Source organism: Vibrio sinaloensis (assembly GCF_023195835.1).
GTDB lineage: Bacteria > Pseudomonadota > Gammaproteobacteria > Enterobacterales > Vibrionaceae > Vibrio > Vibrio sinaloensis_C.
This window is the reverse complement of sequence record NZ_CP096199.1, coordinates 168958-184585: the sequence shown is the minus strand read 5'-3', so window position 1 is coordinate 184585 and position 15628 is coordinate 168958. Positions and strand designations below refer to the sequence as shown.

The window sequence follows — 15628 nt, the reverse complement described above, 5'->3', positions numbered from 1 at the left end:
TGGTGTTTTAAATACCAAGCCTTTTTTGTTGAATGGTGATTGGGCTATTCAAGCGAGATGAGATTATTCTTCGATAAAGCTTGGGCGCTCAATACAATCTTGACTGTCGTCTGCGAGCATCAGCAACTCATTGACGGTAATTTTCCCCGAACGGGTTGAGCCAATAAAGGCGACGTAACTATCAATAGTTGATAAACGATTAACCACAAAGCTCGGCAAGGTCTCATTAAACTCGACCCGCTGATAGTTTCGACCAGAGCAGGTATCAAAGCTCGACCCATCCCAATAACCTTGAATCAAGCGTAAACCATCACTGGTTTGTACTTTGGTGATTTGCGGGATATTGCGCGCCTCTTGTTTGAGCCATTCCAGTTTGTCTGATTTCAGTGGCAGAACTTTACCATTAACTCGATACTGCTGGTAAATCGCCTCTCCGCCCTTATCAAAGCGGACATGAATACGATACGGTACCAACTCTTGGTTTTCGCGTAGTTGTTCGCCTTGACGAATTAACTCACGCAGCTCGCCTTGACTCCAGCGATAATCGGTTTGATACCAGCCATAATCGCCTGCACTCACATAATCGCCGGCAGAGTAAGGGAAAGTGGTTCGCTCGGTGTACCAATATAAGCTAGTTGAGTCACCAATAGTTTGCCCGCCAGTATAATCGGAAAACTGGTCAAGATTTGGCTGGGGATCGCTACTCGAGCAACCCGCTAAAGCGCCCGCAACCAACATAGCAAAAAGTGTGTTTTTCATTGTCATAAAATAAATATACGCCAAGATAGCGACTACCTTGGCGTATTATATACAGTTTGAGCTTAAAACTCTGAAATCAGTATTAAATTATTTTACTGAATCTTTTAGTGCTTTGCCTGCTACGAAGGCTGGTACGTTTGCAGCAGCGATTTGAATTTCAGCACCAGTTTTTGGGTTGCGGCCAGTACGAGCTGCACGGTGGTTAACTTTGAATGTACCAAAACCAATTAGTTGAACTTGGTCACCCTCTTTAAGTGCATCAGTCACACCATCAAGAGTTGCTTCAAGAGCAGCTTTAGCTTGTGCTTTAGATAGATCTGCTTTCTCTGCGATAAAGTCGATTAATTGGGTCTTGTTCATTAGGTTTCCCTTCTCATATGTTATCGAATTCAACTCACTCTAAAGCATAAATGCCCCATCTGGCAAAGGTTTGTAAGCGTTCTTTAGCTCTCATGCCGTACTTTTAACCATAATCTGAGTATTAACTCACAATTTGTTACTCTGTCAGCAAGCGTTAAAGCTTGTTTTTCACCACGTTAAGCCTTATTTATTACACTGCAATAGCCCTAGAAGCCTGATATTGTGGGGTTCAAAGCGAATATAAAACGCTCACATCAATAATGCACAGGTAAGAAAAGTTCGCCTTTTCTTGCAAAGTTAGAAGTGAGTGAACTGACATAGGACCTTTATGTTTCTGCTAACTCTATACGTTTCAATTGCCATTGGCGTATCGTTTATTTGTTCGGTACTGGAAGCAGTGCTTCTCAGTATTTCCCCCAGCTACATTGCACAATTGCGTCAGCAAGGGCACCCAGCCGCGGATCACCTGGCTAAACTCAAAGCGGACATCGACCGCCCGTTGGCTTCGATTCTCACCCTCAACACCATCGCTCACACCATAGGTGCAGCCAGTGCAGGTGCACAAGCGGCAGTGGTGTTTGGCAGTGAGTGGTTGGGCGTTTTCTCTGCGGTGCTGACATTGGGTATTTTGGTGATGTCTGAGATTGTTCCGAAAACCATTGGTGCCACCTACTGGCGTCAGCTCGCGCCTAGTGCTGCGGTTGTGCTGCGTTGGATGGTTTGGGCACTTACGCCGTTTGTGTGGTTCTCAGAGCAGATCACTAAGCGCCTTGCCCGTGGCAGCGAAGCACCTAAGATGCGCGATGAGCTCTCGGCGATGGCGATCTTGGCCCGCGAAAGTGGTGAGTTTGCCGAAGGTGAATCCAAAATTCTTACCAACTTACTCGGTATTCAAGATGTGCCAGTCACTCAAGTAATGACACCACGCCCAGTAGTATTTCGTGTTAACGCCGAGTCGACCATTGACGAGTTTCTTGCCGAGCATGAAGATACGCCGTTTTCGCGACCATTGGTGTACAGTCAATCTACTGACAACATTATCGGTTTTGTCCACCGTCTTGAGCTATTTAAGATGCAACAAGCCGGTCATGGCAGCCGCCAACTTGGGGCGGTTATGCGTCCGTTGCACGTGTTACTCAACACGCTGCGTTTACCGAAAGCGTTTGAGCAGATGATGGCTAAACGCCTGCAATTGGCGATGATTGTCGACGAATATGGCACGATTCAGGGTATTTTGACCCTAGAGGATATTTTTGAGCATTTGGTCGGCGAAAAGATTGTCGATGAGGCCGATCATGCCACCGACATGCAAGAGTTGGCGTTCGAGCGATGGGAACGTTGGAAGCAAACCCATGGCGTGATTGAGAATCGTGACGATGATGATGAGGAACAACAAGTGGTCGAGGAGCCGGTTGAAGCGCCGAAGGAGAAAGACGCGTAATATAGTTCCTAGTGATGATGGTTCCTAGTGCCTAGAACCTAGTTCCTAGACATCAAACTCTAGGAACTAGTCCTATAGAATCCGTCATTCTGAACAGCGAGGTACGAGTGTGATTCAGAATCTAAGCCAACTCGCTCAAAACCCAGATTCCGTATAGCTCGTTCCTCACTTACGGAATGACGCCTCCCAATCACTCAAAAAGTAATAACCCAGTTCCTAGACATCAAACTCTAGGAACTAGGCCTATAGAATCCGTCATTCTGAACAGCGAGGCACGAGTGTGATTCAGAATCTAAGCCAACTCGCTCAAAACCATAGATTCCGTATAGCTCGTTCCTCACTTACGGAATGACGCCTTAACCCCATCACCATAAAGTACAAACCTAGTTCCTAGACATCAAACTCTAGGAACTTGGCCTATAGAATCCGTCATTCTGAACAGCGAGGCATGAGTGTGATTCAGAATCTAAGCAAACTCGCTCATAACCCAGATTCCGTATAGCTCGTTCCTCACTTACGGAATGACGCCTTAACCCCATTACCATAAAGTACAAACCTAGTTCCTAGACATCATACTCTAGGAACTAGTCCTATAGAATCCGTCATTCTGAACAGCGAGGTACGAGTGTGATTCAGAATCTAAGCCAACTCGCTCAAAACCCAGATTCCGTATAGCTCGTTCCTCACTTACGGAATGACGCCTTAACCCCATCACCATAAAGCACAAACCTAGATACTCACCCCGATATTACTCACACCTTCATCACGCAGTTCAGCGCGTAAATCTTTAATCAGTTCAATGTCACGCTCTTCAGCTTCGCGCAGAGGGCGGAAAATAGCCCATTGCACATCCCACTCGGCGCACACGGCTTCATTCTGCTTCTGGTTTTGGTTGGTAATCTCTTCACCCGTTTGCGCCTCTTCTAGCTGCGCTACCGTCATCACCGATTGCTGACTCACTTTATGCATGTTCTCGTACAGGTAATCTCTATCCAGTAGACCATGCAACAGATCCGACAGCGCCACACAAGCATCAATCGCAGGATAAACACCATAGAAGTCATAATCTTCTGAGGTTGGGATGATTTCTTCGAGCTTTTCAAGCTGACGTTCAAAATTCACTTTGGCGGTTTTGACGGTCAGTTGCTCCCAAATGCTATCGAGAATGTCGCGATAAACGCGCGCCTCGGCGAACTGAGTGCTATCACAAAACATCGCATAGTTAGGATACATACGTTCACACAGGCTAGCCATAAAGGTAATCTGTTTCCAGGGTTCGAGCTTCTCTAGACGAAGCTGAAGAGGGTTCTGTAGCATAGGGACTCGTGAGCTAATGATTGATTTAGACTGCGAGAGTTTACTTGATAACCAACAGGGAAAAAAGCAAGGCGATGAACAATTTTACCCACCGAGTCTATCTACTCACCGAAGACAATGACCAATATCGACATCTGATTGAGCAAGCCTCCTTGCCACAGTTGGCGATCACAAAGCAACCTAGCGAGGCCAGCATACTGCTTGCTTCACCTCCCAAAGCGGCAAAGCGAATCCAAGACTTTGCCAATGTCGAGTGGATTCAATCGATTTATGCCGGCGTAGATGCGCTTATTCCCGCTCTGAATCAGTTTGATGGTCAGCTTACGAATGTCAAAGGGATCTTCGGTCAGCAAATCGCCGAGTACGTCATCGGCTATAGCACCTCGCACTTTAGGCACTTTAACCACTACCGACAGCAACAAAGCCAAGCTGAGTGGTCACCGCTCCCCTATTCTTCGTTAACCGATAAAAAAGTGGTGATTCTCGGTACAGGCTCGATTGGCGCTCATCTGGCTCAAGCAGTCAAAAGCCTATCGATGCAACCTATTGGCGTTAATCGCAGCGGTATTCCAGCCAAACACTCGCCGTTTAGCGCCATCTATCATATTCAGGAGTTAGCCACCGCGCTGGCACAGGCCGATATTGTGGTCAACACCCTACCCAATACCGCGCATACTCAGCAGATTCTAAACCAAACCAGCTTAGCCGCGTGCCAGCAAGCCTTGCTGTTTAATGTCGGTCGTGGCAGCGCCATTGATGAATTAGGTCTGCTCAACGCGATAGAAAGTGGTGCAATTGAACACGCGTTTCTCGACGTGTTTGAGCAAGAGCCTCTATCACCCAATCACCCGTTTTGGAGTCACCCGCAGATTACCGTAACACCACACATCGCCGCTCTCAGCTTTCCAGAGCAAGTGGTCGATATCTTTGCGGATAACTACCAGCGCTGGCGTGATGGGTTTGGGTTGGTGAATCAAATTGACCTAGAGAAAGGCTACTAACCTGAAGTGCAATCAGGCTCCATTTCTGGCTAGTCACAACCGAACAAATCACGCGTGTAGATTTTGTCGGCAACGTCAGCCAGCTCTAACGCCATACGGTTAGAAACGATCACATCCGATTGCGCTTTGAACGCTTCGAGGTCACGAACCACTTCCGAGTTGAAGAACTGATCCTCTTCCAGAACGGGTTCATAAACAATCACCGTCACACCTTTCGCTTTAAGGCGTTTCATGATGCCCTGAATCGAGGAGGCGCGAAAATTATCCGAGCCCGCTTTCATGATAAGGCGATAAATACCGACGACTTTAGGCTCATGTTTAAGAATGGACTCTGCGACAAAGTCTTTGCGAGTGCGGTTAGCGTCGACAATCGCGCCAATGATATTGTTTGGCACATCCTGGTAATTGGCGAGCAGTTGCTTAGTGTCTTTTGGCAAGCAGTAACCTCCGTAGCCAAACGACGGGTTATTGTAGTGACTGCCAATACGCGGGTCTAAACCAACGCCTTCGATTATCTGACGGGCTGCCAGTCCATGCGCTTCGGCGTATGAATCTAGCTCGTTGAAATACGCCACTCGCATCGCAAGATAGGTATTAGAAAAGAGTTTTACCGCTTCAGCTTCAGTCGAGTTGATGAGCAGTACATCAATGTCTTGCTTCTTTGCGCCTTCAACCATTAAGTTGGCAAACTCACGTGCCCGCTCACTCTGCTCGCCAACAATGATACGTGAAGGATGCAGATTGTCATAAAGCGCTTTACCTTCACGAAGAAACTCTGGCGAGAAGATAATATTCTCGCAGCCAAATTCTCGCTTGATACGCTCGGTATACCCGACTGGCACCGTGGATTTAATCACCATTGTGGCCCGTGAGTTGAACGTCAGTACATCTCGAATCACTGCTTCAACGGATGAGGTATCAAAATAGTTAGTAACCGGATCATAATCAGTCGGTGTAGCAATAATGACATATTTCGCATCACAATATGCCAACTGTGCCTCGGTTGTCGCTCGGAAGTCTAGGCGCTTGTAACGAAGAAATGACTCGACCTCGGAGTCGCAAATTGGCGACATTCGGTCTTTGAGTAAATCGACTCGGTGGGTATCAATATCAAATGCCACTACTTTGTGATTCTGCGCTAGCAATAGCGCGTTTGAAAGCCCCACATACCCACATCCAACGACCGCAATCTTCATTGTGTACTCCATTCACTGTTCGCGAATAACTAGAGTTCCTTGCTCAAGTTGCAGCGATAAGACGCCCGTTTGACAATTTAAAGACACAAAAAAGCGGAGACCGAGGTCTCCGCTTTCCATTGCGATAGGTCGCTAGGGGTGATTACATCATACCGCCCATGCCACCCATACCGCCCATGCCGCCCATATCAGGCATCGCAGGCGCGTCTTTCTGTGGTAGATCGGTCACCATCGCTTCTGTGGTGATCATCAGGCCAGCAACCGAAGCGGCAAACTGAAGTGCAGAGCGAGTCACTTTAGTTGGATCTAGGATACCCATCTCTAGCATGTCACCGTACTCACCGGTTGCCGCGTTGTAGCCGTAAGAGCCTTCGCCCGCTTTCACGTTGTTAGCAACCACTGACTCTTCGTCACCAGCGTTGGTGGTGATTTGACGGATAGGCGCTTCCATTGCACGTAGTGCCACGCGAATACCGACGTTTTGCTCTTCGTTGTCGCCTTGTAGGTCAACAATCTTAGACGCTGCACGGATAAGTGCAACACCACCACCCGCGACTACGCCTTCTTCAACCGCTGCGCGAGTTGCGTGTAGTGCATCTTCTACGCGGTCTTTCTTCTCTTTCATTTCAACTTCAGTCGCTGCGCCCACTTTGATGACTGCAACACCGCCCGCTAGCTTAGCAACACGCTCTTGTAGCTTCTCTTTGTCGTAATCCGAAGTCGCTTCTTCGATTTGTTGACGAATCTGAGCAACACGACCTTGGATCATCTCTTCTTCACCCGCGCCATCGATGATGGTGGTGTTTTCTTTAGTGATGGTCACACGTTTCGCTTGACCTAGGTCTTCTAGAACCACTTTCTCTAGCTCTAGGCCGATCTCTTCAGAGATCACTGTACCGCCAGTTAGGATAGCGATGTCTTGTAGCATCGCTTTACGACGGTCACCGAAACCAGGCGCTTTAACCGCTGCTACTTTAACGATGCCGCGCATGTTGTTCACAACCAGTGTTGCTAGCGCTTCGCCTTCCACATCTTCAGCGATGATTAGCAGAGGACGAGACGCTTTTGCTACCGCTTCTAGTGTTGGCAGTAGTTCACGGATGTTCGATACTTTCTTGTCGATAAGAAGAATGAATGGGTTCTCTAGATCAACTGAGCCCGCTTCTTGGTTGTTGATGAAGTATGGCGATAGATAACCGCGATCGAACTGCATACCTTCAACCACGTCTAGCTCGTCTTGTAGCGCCTGACCTTCTTCAACCGTGATCACACCGTCACGACCGACTTTTTCCATCGCTTCGGCAATAATGTTACCCACGCTAGAGTCAGAGTTTGCAGAGATAGTACCCACCTGTGCGATAGCTTTAGTATCAGCACATGGCACAGACAGCGCTTTAAGCTCTTCAACCGCGGCAACGACAGCTTTGTCGATACCGCGCTTAAGATCCATTGGGTTCATGCCAGCGGCAACCGCTTTTAGGCCTTCGTTAACGATAGCTTGAGCAAGAACCGTTGCTGTGGTTGTACCGTCACCCGCAGCGTCATTGGCTTGAGACGCAACTTCTTTAACCATTTGCGCGCCCATGTTTTGGAACTTGTCTTCTAGCTCGATTTCACGCGCCACAGACACACCATCTTTAGTGATGGTTGGAGCACCGAAAGATTTGTCTAGAACTACGTTGCGGCCTTTAGGGCCCAAGGTGACTTTTACTGCGTCAGCTAGAACGTTGACACCTTCTAGCATTTTAATACGTGCGTCATTACCAAATTTAACGTCTTTAGCAGCCATCTTTAGTTTCCTTTAAATTCTTTTTGATTCTTTACTTTAAAGCGTGACTCAGAACTTACTAAGCATTTTAGTAAAACCAGATTCCGGATAACTCGTTCCTCGTTTCCGGAATGACGAAGCTGAATAGCTTCGCTCTGAGTACTGTCATTCTGAACAGCGAGGTACGAGCGTGATTCAGAATCTAGCTATGACACGCTGTGTTCTCAATAGAAATTCAATTATTCAACGATTGCCATGATGTCGTTTTCAGACATGACTAGCACTTCTTTACCGTCGATTTTTTCAGTTTTAGTACCGTAACCTTCAGCGAAGATAACAGTATCACCTACTTTAACGTCCAACGGCAGAACAGTACCGTTTTCTAGGATGCGGCCTTTACCCACAGCTAGCACTACGCCGCGAGTTGATTTCTCTGCAGCAGAACCAGTCAGAACAATGCCACCCGCTGATTTAGACTCAACTTCTTGGCGCTCTACGATAACTCGGTCGTGTAATGGACGAATGTTCATCGGTCGTCTCTCCTGAAAATTTCCATGTTGATTTGATAATGGCCTTGCGCGATTGCACAAGGATTCAAAGTCTTGTGGTAACTATATTTGGGGCAGTTTGGAGAAACCCAAGGGGGAGAGATTAAAAATTTGTGATCGGGATCTGAATAGATGCGAGTGGCGAGTTTCTAGTGACTAGCACCTAGAATATCGGTCATTCTGAACAGCGAGGCACGAGCGTGATTCAGAATCTATTAACACAGATGCCAAAACCAGATTCCGTATAGTTCGTTCCTCTCTTACGGAATGACGACTTCACCTAGATAATACCGAGTGGCGAAAAAAAGCGCGAGCAAATCAACTTGCTCGCGCTCTACGCAATATTTTGAATTATTTAGTCCTCTTCGCGGCGAAACGCAAAACGCACCAGTACGATGGCAACACCGAGCATACCACCGAGGAGTGTGCCAAGCGTTATAATCAGGGCTCTCTTAGGCTTGATATGAGAAGTTGGTAAAGACGCTTGACTAAGCACGGTGACAATTTGTGTTTTTGGGCTCTGCAACATGGCTTTCTTAAACAATTGCTGCGCGAGCAGTTCATCCAAGTAGTCTTGGGACTTTAAGGAAATATGATCCGTGCCCGTGTTGGCACGCAAAGAGTCAAGCGTGACCTGTACTTTATTTAGTTCTTGCTGTTTCAATACATCATTCAAAACATCGCTTACCTTACTTACTCTATCGAAGGCTGCTTTGGCCTCCATTGATATTTGTGAAATTGAGATGACATTGCCACGCTTGGATAAGTTGATACTGCTGAGCATTGACTCTTCTAATCCAGAATACTCCGATAACTGCTTTTTAAAGCTTTGACTGGATATAAGTTCAGAACTAACATCAAGCTCGTAAACCCCGGACGTATCAAAAAAGCGCTTATCGAGTAAAAATGAAGATTGTGCTTGGTACAGATTTGGTTTCATAAAGGCGTAACCTGCCGCTCCTAACGCGGTTACGATAGTCATTACACAAATGATCAATTTCCCATCCCAAAGCGCTTTAAACAGCTCTCTTAAATCGATTTCATCATTGTTCTGAAAAGAAGGTGGGATTTGTGGTGCATACTGCTGATTCATAGGAGGTTGTTGGTTTTGCCCGCTCACGCTTAGTCCTTTATGAAAAATGGAGTCATCATTGATTGCGCAAGGTTAGCATAGAGAGTGGCGAATGGCGAATGGCGAATGGCGAATGGCGAATGGCGAATGGCGAATGGCGAAGAACTTTGAACGATAGGCTTTTATAGTCAAGTAATCATTTCTCGTAACTCGTCACTTCAAACTTATAACCGCTCAACGCCAGCTATCGAAAGGGATCACCTCTGCTTTGGGTTTGTTGTCGAGCTCGCTGCAGTCACTATCAAGCACATCTTGAAACTTGACCATTTGCGAGACCAGTTCTCGCATCAGCACCACGTTCGCTTGGTTGGGGTTTTTGCACTTACTTAGTACCCGGTCGATGTGGCTTTGTTGTGCCCATAACCTAGCTTGCATTTTTGTTGAGGCCGATTGAATCATCTCTTCACACATCTCTTGCTTAAACTGGTTGAAAGCGGCGGGGTTACGCTCTGCCATCGCCATTAACTCATCGAACGACGGCAAAGTTTGATTAATTAACGGTGATTGCATACGGCCTCCATTACTGTTGATTATTTTATCAACACACTATTAAAAATAGTCGATAACGGAGGTTTGGGGTAATGACGGTGTGTTATTTTTTAGAATAGAGAAAGGCAGAGCCTTAACGAGGAGCGATATGATACACGCAGCGTCTTTCGCCAGAGACAATATGTTCGCTGCGCGACACAGTGTATCCTTCACCCAATAAACGCTGGAAGATATTCAATTCAGATTGGCACAAGCTAGGACATCGGGTGGCCGCCTTACAGATAGGGCAATGGTTTTCAATCAAGACAAAGCCTTTATCTTTGACCTCAAACTCTGCCATATAGCCCTCTTGCTGCCTCAGTTCGACCAAGCGAGCTAACTTTTGCTCCAGAGTGCGACACTGTTCCAGCTGCGAAGCATAGAATTGATAGGTTTGCGCTTCGCGTTCATCCGCGACTTTCTGCAAGCCATCAGAGCCAAACAGCGACTCAACCGCCTCAATCACTTGAATAGTGAGTTCACCGTGACGATCAGCGAACTGCGCGTGTCCTTTTTGCGTCAAAGACCAATGGCGAGTAGGCCGGCCCACTTTGACCTTGAGGTCTTCAAATGCCAACAAACCGTCATCTTCAAGCGCCTGCAAGTGTTGACGAGCGCCCATGGTGGTCATGCTCAGCTCATCCGCAATTTGCTTAGCTGTTACCGCCCCCTCACGCTTCACCGTTTGTAAAATCTTTTCGACGCTTTTCATGTTCGCTCCCTCAACCCCCAAAATATTATGAAGCAAGTGGTTTATAAAGCAAATGCTTTACAGGGTTGAGAGCCGTGGGGTTGTTAGCAGCCGTTATTTTCAACCGAGATGTTTTTACCGAGCTCATACCATGGCTTGATAGCGCATCGCCACCAAACTTTTGCTTCGGCTATAGCGTTCAAACAAGCTGTTGAGCGGACTCGGCAACTCGGAACCTCCAAGCGGTCTGAAGCCATATTGCGCGTAAAAGTCTTCTAGGTGGGCGTAGGCAAAGCAGTAGTCACCTGGCTGTAACACCTGCTGCTGGCAGTGCGTCATCAATTGGTGAGCAAAACCCTGTTGACGATATTCCGGCACCACCAGCATCCCGGTCAACAGTCGATACTGATCAATACTGCGAAAGCGCACCACTGCGGCGATTTGGTTTTGATGATAACCCGCGAGCGTCAACTCATCTTTTTTGGCTTTGCCTGAGGGATAATGCGCTTTATACAAGCGGGCAACCAAAGGAAGTTTAATAGGGTCAAGAGGTTCAATAGTCAATGAGCCGATCAAAGAGTAAAATCCGCGGTAAAATTGGGGTAGAATGCAGGCAGTTTAGATTAGCCCATCAACACAATGCAAATCCCTATGCACACCACCCCTATTCACAACACAGTACCGACCACTATGCAGCCAAAAGCCAACGCAGACTTACGCCAGTACCACACTTTCACCATCCCTCAAACCTGCCAATGGTTAGTCGAGGCACACACGCTTGATGACTTGATGGCGGTTTATCAAAATCCACAGTGGGCTGATTTACCTAAACTTCTGCTCGGCAAAGGCAGCAATATGCTGTTCACCGCACCTTTTGCGGGCGTAGTGGTCGTCAATCGCTTGCAAGGTAAGCAGGTATCTGAATCCGAGCACTCGTGGCATTTGCATGTTGCAGCCGGTGAAGATTGGCCTTCGCTAGTCGCTTGGTCGGTAGAGCAAGGTTATCCGGGGCTGGAAAACTTAGCGTTAATTCCCGGCTGTGTCGGCAGCGCGCCGATTCAAAATATCGGCGCTTATGGTGTAGAGCTGAAAGACGTGTGTGACTATGTCGATGTGCTTGATCTTGATAGCTTTGAAGTGCGCAGATTGAGTGTTGATGAGTGCCAATTTGGTTACCGCGATTCGATATTTAAACGTGAGCTACAAGGAAAAGTGGTGATTGTGGCGGTGGGGTTAAAGCTCACTAAGCAGTGGCAAGCTAAGATTGAATACGGACCACTCAAGTCATTAGCAGAGAGCATTCCGACGGCAAGCGATATTTTTCAACGTGTCTGTCAGGTTCGAATGGAAAAATTGCCTGATCCGAACGTCACAGGTAACGCGGGAAGTTTTTTCAAAAACCCAGTGATATCTCAAGCGCATTTTGACCAACTTAAACAACAATTCCCAGAGATTGTCGCCTACCCAGCCGAGAACGGAATAAAAGTCGCGGCGGGGTGGCTCATCGACCAATGCCAGCTTAAAGGCTTTGCCATCGGCGGCGCTCAGGTACATCAAAACCAAGCGTTAGTGCTGATTAACGCCAATAACGCCAGTGCCGATGATGTGGTCAACCTTGCGGCGTATGTTCGCGATAAAGTAAAGCAGCGCTACCAAATCACCCTTGAACACGAAGTCCGTTTTATGGGAGCAGATAGCGAGACCACACTTGAGCAGATGTTGGAGAGCCGCTCATGAAAGACCATTCCGTTAAGCTTGCTATTTTAAACACCTTGGCTCAAGGTGGATTTCACTCAGGGGAACAGCTGGGCGAGCAGCTAAATCTGACCCGAGCGGCGATAAGTAAACACATTAAAGGCATAGAGCAGTGGGGCGTCGATATCTTCCGCGTGCAAGGTAAAGGCTACCAACTCGCAACGCCGATACAGCTACTTGATCAGCAAGTTTTGACGGATGCGCTATCCACGCCCGTTGCTCTGATCCCGATTATTGATTCCACCAACCAATATCTCCTCGACCGCATCGATAGCTTGCAATCAGGCTCGGTGTGCATTGCCGAATATCAAGCCAAAGGACGCGGGCGTCGCGGCCGCGAGTGGGTCTCTCCGTTTGGCGCCAACTTATACCTATCGATGTATTGGCGCTTAGACGCGGGCATGGCGGCAGCAATGGGGCTGAGCTTGGTGGTCGGCGTAGCGATTGTCGAAGCGCTGGAGGAGCTTGGACTCTGTGGTGTTAAGCTCAAATGGCCGAACGACCTTTACTATCAAGACCGCAAGCTAGCGGGCATATTAGTGGAGATGTCGGGGCAAGCGGGCGCGGCGGCACACCTAGTGATCGGGATGGGCATGAACCTAATGATGGCGGAAAACACCGAGGGCATTACCCAACCTTGGGCAAGCTTAACTGAAGTGGCTCAATCACAGTCGTTTGACCGCAATCAACTGGCGATCACCTTAATCAAAACCTTGCATCAGGCTCTATCAGATTACGAGCTTTATGGCATGCAAGGCTTTGTCGAGCGCTGGAATCGCCTCGACAACTTTATCGGCCGCCCGATCAAACTGATTATGGGCCCACGTGAGATTGTTGGCACCTCACGAGGTATTAATGAACAAGGCGCGGTGCTGCTCGAAACCGAACAAGGCATCGAGAGCTTTATCGGTGGCGAGATTAGTTTGAGAGCGGCGGGAAGCGAGTAACGAGTGGCGAGTGGCGAGTGGCGAGTGGCGAGTGGCGAGTGGCGAGTGGCGAGTGGCGAGTCATTTTTCGGGGCCTATGTCGGCTGTCAACTCACAAACATAATGAATTTTCCACTCAGTTATTCTGCCCGCGCACCACGACTATCAGGGAGCCTAACATACGACTGATATGAAGGCACTCCTCAGCCATTTTATCTCCCACATCTGTAGCTACATATTGGATCTCTATAGCAATCAATAGTTGAGTCCTGAGTTCACCAAGCGATCCTTTCGCAATAGAGAGGAAGTGAGCTTTTTCTTTTGAACTATGACGCTCCATCCCTTCGGCTATATTGCTAGGGACCGACAATCCCGAACGACAAATCTGGTCCTTGAACCCGAAATCTCTAATGTGACCAAAAGAGCGATACACCAAGCAGCTAAGCTTAAAACTACGACTCCAGACTTCTAAATTTTCATGCTTCATAACGAAAATCAATGCGTTGACATAAGAACACAGTCAACTATTTTGAGGGTTAGAACAGACGAATTAAGCATGTTTTTCTGGAGACGAAGTCTCACTACTAAAAACTCGAAGCTCGCAACTCTTAACTCGTCACTCATAGCTCGAAACTCGACGCTTTGTTTGCTAATATCCTTGTCCACTTTAAGTAAAGGTAACCCACCCAACATGATGACCAATAGGAATTTATTCGAGCAACTGCCTACTTTGGCGCAAGATCCAGCGGAGTTTGAAACGCTGTATGCGGCCAAAGATTTTCGGACTCGCCTAATTGAAGCGATCCGACAGGCAAGTAAACGAATCTACCTTGTGGCCCTTTATCTTGAAGATGATGAGGCAGGTCGAGAGATCTTGACCGAGCTTTATCAAGCCAAACAGCGCAATCCTGGTTTAGACATCAATGTCTGTGTCGACTGGCACCGTGCACAGCGTGGCTTGATCGGCGCCGAACCCGGTGAAACCAATGCCGCCATGTACAAAGCGTTTGCGGATAGACATCAACATAAAGTGCCAGTATATGGCATACCCGTACGTGGCCGAGAAGTGTTTGGTGTGTTGCACTTAAAAGGTTTCATCATTGATGATCAGGTGCTCTACAGTGGCGCTAGCCTCAACAATATCTACCTCAACTATAAAGAACGTTATCGATTTGACCGCTACCACTTGTTAGCCAATAAAGCACTGGCCGATAGCATGGTTGCGTTTGTACAAAACGAGTTGATTGCGCACCCGGCGGTCAATGATCTTACCTCAGAAACTAAGCCTGAGACCAAAGCGATTAAAGCGCAAATTCGCCAGCTTCGCGGCTCGCTGGCCAAAGCCCAGTACCAGTTTGAATCTCAACCCGTATCTAACCAGCAAGTTGCCATTACGCCCATGGTTGGCGTTGGCAAAAAGCGTAACAAACTCAACCAAGGCATCAATCAACTGCTGGCCAAAGCCAAGGATGAGATTTTTATCTGTACCCCGTATTTCAACTTCCCGCGCAGCGTAGCCAAAGAAGTGAAAAAAGCCCTGAGACGTGGAGTAAAAGTGACCGTAGTGGTGGGCGATAAAACCGCAAACGACTTCTATATTTCACCACAAGACGAGTTCAAAACCATAGGCGGCTTGCCTTATCTGTACGAGCGTAATTTACGCCTGTTCGCAAAGGCCAATGAAGCTAATATCGCCGCAAGAAGGCTCTCTATTCGATTATGGAAGCATGACGAAAATAGCTTCCACTTGAAGGGAATCTGGGTCGACAAACGCTACATGTTGATCACGGGTAATAACCTGAACCCGCGCGCCTGGAGCCTAGACTTAGAAAACGCGATTCTAATTCAAGACCACTTCCATCACTTAACACCACAGTTCGAGAAGGAAGTGGAGAATATTCTGCAACATACGCAGTTGATCTGTACCTACAGACAGCTAGAGAAAGCCGAAGACTACCCAGAGGCAGTGCAGAAGTTAATGCGCAAGATCACCCGAGTCAAAGCGGATAGAGTACTAAAGCGGATTTTGTGATGGATACAGCCAGATTCAGAATAGCTCATTCCTCTCTTCCGGACTGACGCTTAACCTTTAGCCCATAGTCATCCTGAACAGCGAGCACAAGCGTGATTCAGGATCTCCTCAACACACAATCAAAACCCAGATTCCGGATAACTCGTACCTCGTTTCCGGAATGACGCTGAAAAC

At 47.7% G+C, this 15628-nt stretch carries 15 protein-coding genes and 2 pseudogenes; 5 read left to right on the top strand and 12 right to left on the bottom strand.

The window, feature by feature from the left end; all coding sequences use genetic code 11:
• Positions 1–63: 63 nt before the first annotated feature.
• Both MTO69_RS00890 and hupA read right to left on the bottom strand, forming a co-directional pair.
• Positions 64–759: a DUF1481 domain-containing protein gene (locus tag MTO69_RS00890; RefSeq protein WP_248330306.1), complete on the bottom strand. Its 696-nt coding sequence runs from the start codon at positions 757–759 to the stop codon at positions 64–66.
• Between the two features lie 87 nt (positions 760–846).
• Positions 847–1119 (bottom strand): nucleoid-associated protein HU-alpha, encoded by a 273-nt coding sequence (hupA, locus tag MTO69_RS00885; RefSeq protein ID WP_100754166.1) that lies wholly within the window; start codon positions 1117–1119, stop codon positions 847–849.
• Between the two features lie 328 nt (positions 1120–1447).
• Between hupA and MTO69_RS00880 the strand changes: the two genes are divergently transcribed.
• A complete protein-coding gene (locus MTO69_RS00880) occupies positions 1448–2560 on the top strand; it encodes a CNNM domain-containing protein (RefSeq protein WP_248330304.1) in 1113 nt (370 codons plus the stop codon).
• A gap of 729 nt (positions 2561–3289) precedes the next feature.
• Here MTO69_RS00880 and MTO69_RS00875 read toward each other — a convergent pair.
• The gene (locus MTO69_RS00875) at positions 3290–3877 is read right to left on the bottom strand and encodes a YjaG family protein (protein WP_248330302.1); all 588 of its coding nucleotides are present in this window, start codon (positions 3875–3877) and stop codon (positions 3290–3292) included.
• Between the two features lie 74 nt (positions 3878–3951).
• Between MTO69_RS00875 and MTO69_RS00870 the strand changes: the two genes are divergently transcribed.
• Positions 3952–4878 (top strand): D-2-hydroxyacid dehydrogenase, encoded by a 927-nt coding sequence (locus MTO69_RS00870; protein WP_248330300.1) that lies wholly within the window; start codon positions 3952–3954, stop codon positions 4876–4878.
• 29 nt (positions 4879–4907) lie between these two features.
• Here MTO69_RS00870 and MTO69_RS00865 read toward each other — a convergent pair whose 3' ends face one another.
• The 8 genes and pseudogenes from MTO69_RS00865 to MTO69_RS00835 all read right to left on the bottom strand — a co-directional run bounded on the left by MTO69_RS00865 (position 4908) and on the right by MTO69_RS00835 (position 11314).
• Complete coding sequence (locus MTO69_RS00865) at positions 4908–6074, bottom strand: nucleotide sugar dehydrogenase (RefSeq protein WP_248330298.1); 1167 nt, start codon at positions 6072–6074, stop codon at positions 4908–4910.
• A gap of 142 nt (positions 6075–6216) precedes the next feature.
• Positions 6217–7863 (bottom strand): chaperonin GroEL, encoded by a 1647-nt coding sequence (gene groL / locus MTO69_RS00860; protein WP_248330296.1) that lies wholly within the window; start codon positions 7861–7863, stop codon positions 6217–6219.
• A gap of 218 nt (positions 7864–8081) precedes the next feature.
• Positions 8082–8372 (bottom strand): co-chaperone GroES, encoded by a 291-nt coding sequence (locus tag MTO69_RS00855; protein WP_004410737.1) that lies wholly within the window; start codon positions 8370–8372, stop codon positions 8082–8084.
• 373 nt (positions 8373–8745) lie between these two features.
• Positions 8746–8871, bottom strand: a pseudogene (locus MTO69_RS18920) (GNVR domain-containing protein); the annotation flags it as partial.
• Between the two features lie 390 nt (positions 8872–9261).
• A pseudogene (locus MTO69_RS18915) lies at positions 9262–9483 on the bottom strand (Wzz/FepE/Etk N-terminal domain-containing protein); the annotation flags it as partial.
• A gap of 213 nt (positions 9484–9696) precedes the next feature.
• Positions 9697–10032, bottom strand: a complete 336-nt coding sequence (locus tag MTO69_RS00845) for a DUF3135 domain-containing protein (protein ID WP_248330292.1) — start codon at positions 10030–10032, stop codon at positions 9697–9699.
• 112 nt (positions 10033–10144) lie between these two features.
• Positions 10145–10762, bottom strand: coding sequence for a helix-turn-helix transcriptional regulator (locus MTO69_RS00840; RefSeq protein WP_248330290.1), 618 nt, complete (start codon positions 10760–10762; stop codon positions 10145–10147).
• Between the two features lie 123 nt (positions 10763–10885).
• The gene (locus MTO69_RS00835) at positions 10886–11314 is read right to left on the bottom strand and encodes a GNAT family N-acetyltransferase (RefSeq protein ID WP_248334208.1); all 429 of its coding nucleotides are present in this window, start codon (positions 11312–11314) and stop codon (positions 10886–10888) included.
• 117 nt (positions 11315–11431) lie between these two features.
• Here MTO69_RS00835 and murB point away from each other — a divergent pair, with 117 nt between their 5' ends.
• Together murB and birA are read left to right on the top strand one after the other, a co-directional pair.
• A complete protein-coding gene (gene murB / locus MTO69_RS00830; RefSeq protein ID WP_248334206.1) occupies positions 11432–12478 on the top strand; it encodes a UDP-N-acetylmuramate dehydrogenase in 1047 nt (348 codons plus the stop codon).
• Positions 12475–13443: a bifunctional biotin--[acetyl-CoA-carboxylase] ligase/biotin operon repressor BirA gene (gene birA / locus MTO69_RS00825; protein ID WP_248330288.1), complete on the top strand. Its 969-nt coding sequence runs from the start codon at positions 12475–12477 to the stop codon at positions 13441–13443. The genes murB and birA overlap by 4 nt, the downstream gene beginning before the upstream one ends.
• Before the next feature lie 115 nt (positions 13444–13558).
• Here the strand turns inward: birA and MTO69_RS00820 are convergent, their stop codons facing one another.
• Positions 13559–13909, bottom strand: coding sequence for a four helix bundle protein (locus MTO69_RS00820; RefSeq protein WP_248330286.1), 351 nt, complete (start codon positions 13907–13909; stop codon positions 13559–13561).
• Between the two features lie 204 nt (positions 13910–14113).
• On the opposite strand from MTO69_RS00820, the gene pssA reads away from it, so the two are divergent.
• Positions 14114–15454: a CDP-diacylglycerol--serine O-phosphatidyltransferase gene (gene pssA, locus MTO69_RS00815; RefSeq protein ID WP_248330284.1), complete on the top strand. Its 1341-nt coding sequence runs from the start codon at positions 14114–14116 to the stop codon at positions 15452–15454.
• Positions 15455–15628: the final 174 nt, after the last annotated feature.